General features: G+C 75.5%; 4 protein-coding genes and 1 tRNA gene. 3 read left to right on the top strand and 2 right to left on the bottom strand.

Annotated elements, in window-relative coordinates:
- Nucleotides 1-34: 34 nt before the first annotated feature.
- On the bottom strand, nucleotides 35-670 hold the full coding sequence (upp, locus tag GTQ99_RS21485) for a uracil phosphoribosyltransferase (RefSeq protein ID WP_166617732.1): 636 nt from the start codon (nucleotides 668-670) through the stop codon (nucleotides 35-37).
- A 92-nt stretch (nucleotides 671-762) separates the two neighbouring features.
- On the opposite strand from upp, the gene GTQ99_RS21480 reads away from it, so the two are divergent.
- The 3 genes from GTQ99_RS21480 (at nucleotide 763) to GTQ99_RS21470 (ending at nucleotide 1,907) form a co-directional block, all read left to right on the top strand.
- Entirely contained in the window at nucleotides 763-1,314 is a 552-nt protein-coding gene (locus tag GTQ99_RS21480) for a tRNA adenosine deaminase-associated protein (protein ID WP_166617731.1), read from the top strand.
- Between the two features lie 5 nt (nucleotides 1,315-1,319).
- Nucleotides 1,320-1,784, top strand: a complete 465-nt coding sequence (gene tadA, locus GTQ99_RS21475) for a tRNA adenosine(34) deaminase TadA (RefSeq protein WP_420814601.1) — start codon at nucleotides 1,320-1,322, stop codon at nucleotides 1,782-1,784.
- 36 nt (nucleotides 1,785-1,820) lie between these two features.
- Nucleotides 1,821-1,907, top strand: a tRNA-Ser gene (locus GTQ99_RS21470).
- Nucleotides 1,908-1,978: 71 nt separating this feature from the next.
- On the opposite strand, the gene GTQ99_RS21465 is transcribed toward GTQ99_RS21470, so the two are convergent.
- The coding region (locus GTQ99_RS21465; protein ID WP_166617729.1) for a VWA domain-containing protein at nucleotides 1,979-3,131 on the bottom strand (1,153 nt) is incomplete at its 5' end.

Raw genomic sequence — 3,131 nt, 5'->3', positions numbered from 1 at the left:
GCCTCGGCGACGCGGGGGCGGCCCGCCGGCCGGCTCAGACGACGCCGTAGAGGCGGTCCCCCGCGTCGCCGAGGCCGGGGACGATGTAGCCGTTCTCGTCGAGGCGCTCGTCGACGGCCGCGGTGACCACGGTCACCTGGGCGTGCGCGTCGAACGCCCGGCGCACGACCTCCAGGCCCTCGGGGGCGGCCAGCAGGCAGATGGCGGTCACGTCCCGCGCCCCGCGCTCCAGCAGGTAGGTGATGGAGGCCACCAGGGTTCCGCCGGTCGCCAGCATCGGGTCGAGCACGAAGCAGTGCCGCCCCGACAGGTCGTCGGGCAGCCGGTTGGCGTAGGTCTTCGCCTGCAGGGTCGTCTCGTCGCGCAGGAGGCCGAGGAACCCGACCTCGGCGGTCGGCAGCAGCCGCACCATGCCGTCGAGCATGCCGAGCCCGGCGCGCAGGATCGGCACGACGATCGGCTTGGGCGAGCGGATCCGCACGCCCGTGGTGGGCGCCACGGGCGTCGTCACCGGGTGCGGCTCCACCGCGACGTCGCGCGTCGCCTCGTAGGCCAGCAGGGTGACCAGTTCGTCCGCGAGGCGGCGGAACGTCGGGGAGTCGGTCGTCCGGTCCCGCAACGCGGTGAGTTTGTGGGCGACGAGCGGGTGGTCGATGACGGACAGGCGCATGGGAGCCCAAAGTAGTCGTGCCGGGCGGTGCCGGGCGCCTCCGCGCCCGGACGTGCTGGCCGCCTGCGCGGCCGGGCTGCCACGATGGGTCCGTGGCGTACTTCACCGCAGTGCTCTCCCCCGAAGGCTCCGGCGACGACCGCGACTGGCGGTCGGTGGACGTCGACCTGGAAGCCGGCTCCCCCGACGAGCTCGCCGACGTGCTGCGCGGCGCGGTCGACGGCGACGTCCCCGTCCTCGCGGTCCTCGAGCGCGAGGACGAGTGGTTCGCGCTGGTGCGCACCGACGGCGACGGCGACGCGCGCGTGTTCGTCTCCGACGCCGTCGCCGCGGCCGACAGCGCCTACGCGCCGCTGTTCGCGGAGCTGCCCGCCGCCGGCGAGCTGGCGAGCGGTGCGGCGGGCGCCGACGAGGAGGCCGCCGACGACGAGGAGGACGAGGAGGAGGCGGTGGCCGAGGAGGCCGCGCGCCCCGGCACGCTCGTCGAGGACGTCTGGGCGGGCGACCCGGAGCTGCTGGCCGACCTGGGCTGCCCCGCCCAGGTCCTGCTGCGGCTGGCCGCCTCCGGCGAGGACCCCTCGGCCGCCACGGTCGAGATCGGCGAGCTGCTGGGCTTCGCCGACGTCGTGGAGTCGCTGCGCTGAGCGCGCTGGCCGTTCCCGCGCAGTGGGAACGGTGGATGCGCCTGGCCCTGGCCGAGGCCGAGGCCTGCCGCGCCAGCGGCGACGTGCCCGTCGGGGCGGTGGTCGTCGACGAGGGCGGGCAGCTCGTCGGCGTCGGCCGCAACGAGCGGGAGGCGGCCGGGGACCCCACCGCCCACGCGGAGGTCCTGGCGCTGCGCGCGGCGGCCGCGACCCGCGGCGAGTGGCGGCTGAGCGGCTGCACGCTCGTGGTGACCCTGGAACCGTGCACGATGTGCGCGGGTGCGACCGTCCTGGCCCGCGTCGACCGGCTCGTGCTCGGCGCGTGGGACCCGCGCTTCGGGGCGGCGGGCTCGCTGCGCGACGTCGTGCGCGACCGGCGCCTCAACCACGTCGTGGAGGTGGCCGGCGGCGTGCTGGCCGACGACTGCGAGCGACTGCTCGACGACTTCTTCGCCGAGCGCCGCGGGTGAGCGGAGCACTTCCGCGGTCCGTGTAAGGTTGACCACGGTGGTGTGTCCGAGCGGCCTAAGGAGCACGCCTCGAAAGCGTGTGAGGGGGCAACTCCTCCGTGGGTTCAAATCCCACCGCCACCGCCGCAGGGCGAAGGCCCCGGTCCCGTCAGGGACCGGGGCCTTCGTCGTCCCGGACCTGCTGCCCCGCACGCCTACCGCTGCGGAGCGCTGGCGGCGGCGATCTCCCGCTGCGCCCACGCGCCGACGTCACCGCCGGTCATCGCCAGCGCCAGCAGGTCGGGGAAGGCGTCCGGGGTGCACGCGAACGCCGGGACGCCGAGGGCGGCCAGGGCGGCCGCGTTCTCCCGGTCGAAGGCGGGCGCACCGCTGTCGGACAGGGCCAGCAGCACGACCACCTGGACACCGGCGGCCCCCATCGCGGCCACCCGCTTGACCATCTCGTCGCGGACACCGCCCTCGTAGAGGTCGCTGATGAGGAAGAACAGGGTGTCGGCGGGGCGGGTGATGCGCTCCTGCCCGTAGGCGATGGCCCGGTTGATGTCGGTGCCGCCGCCCAGCTGCACGCCGAACAGGACGTCGACGGGGTCGGTGAGGGACTCGGTGAGGTCGACGACCTCGGTGTCGAAGGCGATGAGCGTCGTCTTCAGGGTGCGCATCTTCGCCAGCACCGCGCCGAACACGCTCGCGTAGACGACGGACTCGGCCATCGAACCGGACTGGTCGATGGCCAGGACGACCTCCTTGGCCACCACCTGCTGGCGCCGGCCGTGGCCGACCAGCCGCTCGGGGACCACGGTGCGGTGCTCGGGCAGGTAGTGGGCGAGGTTCGCGCGGATCGTCGCGCCCCAGTCGACGTCGTGCAGCCGCGGCCTGCGGGTGCGGGCGGCGCGGTCCAGGGCCCCGGCCACCGCGGAGGTGGTGCGGTCGGCGACGCGGGCCTCGATCTGGCGCACCACCTCGGCGACGACCTGGCGGGCGGTCTCCTTCGTGCGCTCGGGCAGGACGCGGCTCAGGCTGAGGAGGGTGCCGACGAGGTTCACGTCGGGCTGCACGGCCCCCAGCAGCTCCGGCTCCAGCAGCATCCTCGTCAGGTCCAGCCGCTCCACGGCGTCGCGCTGCATGACCTGCACGACGCTGGAGGGGAAGTAGGTGCGCACGTCGCCCAGCCAGCGCGCCACCCGCGGGGCGGAACCGCCCAGGCCGGCGGAGCGCCGCCCCCGCGCACCGGGCGCCGCGTCGGGGACGTCGTAGAGCGCGGCCAGCGCGGCGTCGACCGCGAGGTCCGCGCCGGCCAGGCGCGGGGCGCAGCCGTCCGCGGCGTCGCCGAGCAGCAGCCGCCAGCGG

Origin of the sequence: Kineococcus vitellinus (assembly GCF_009906315.1) — a bacterium.
Classification (GTDB): Bacteria; Actinomycetota; Actinomycetes; order Actinomycetales; family Kineococcaceae; genus Kineococcus; species Kineococcus vitellinus.
Note: the sequence above shows the minus strand (reverse complement) of the source record. Positions and strands in the feature narration are given on the sequence as shown.

Coding starts and splice junctions, on each gene's coding strand:
- upp (WP_166617732.1), bottom strand. CDS start 670: ATGCGCCTGTCCGTCATCGACCACCCGCTCGTCGCCCACAAACTCACC.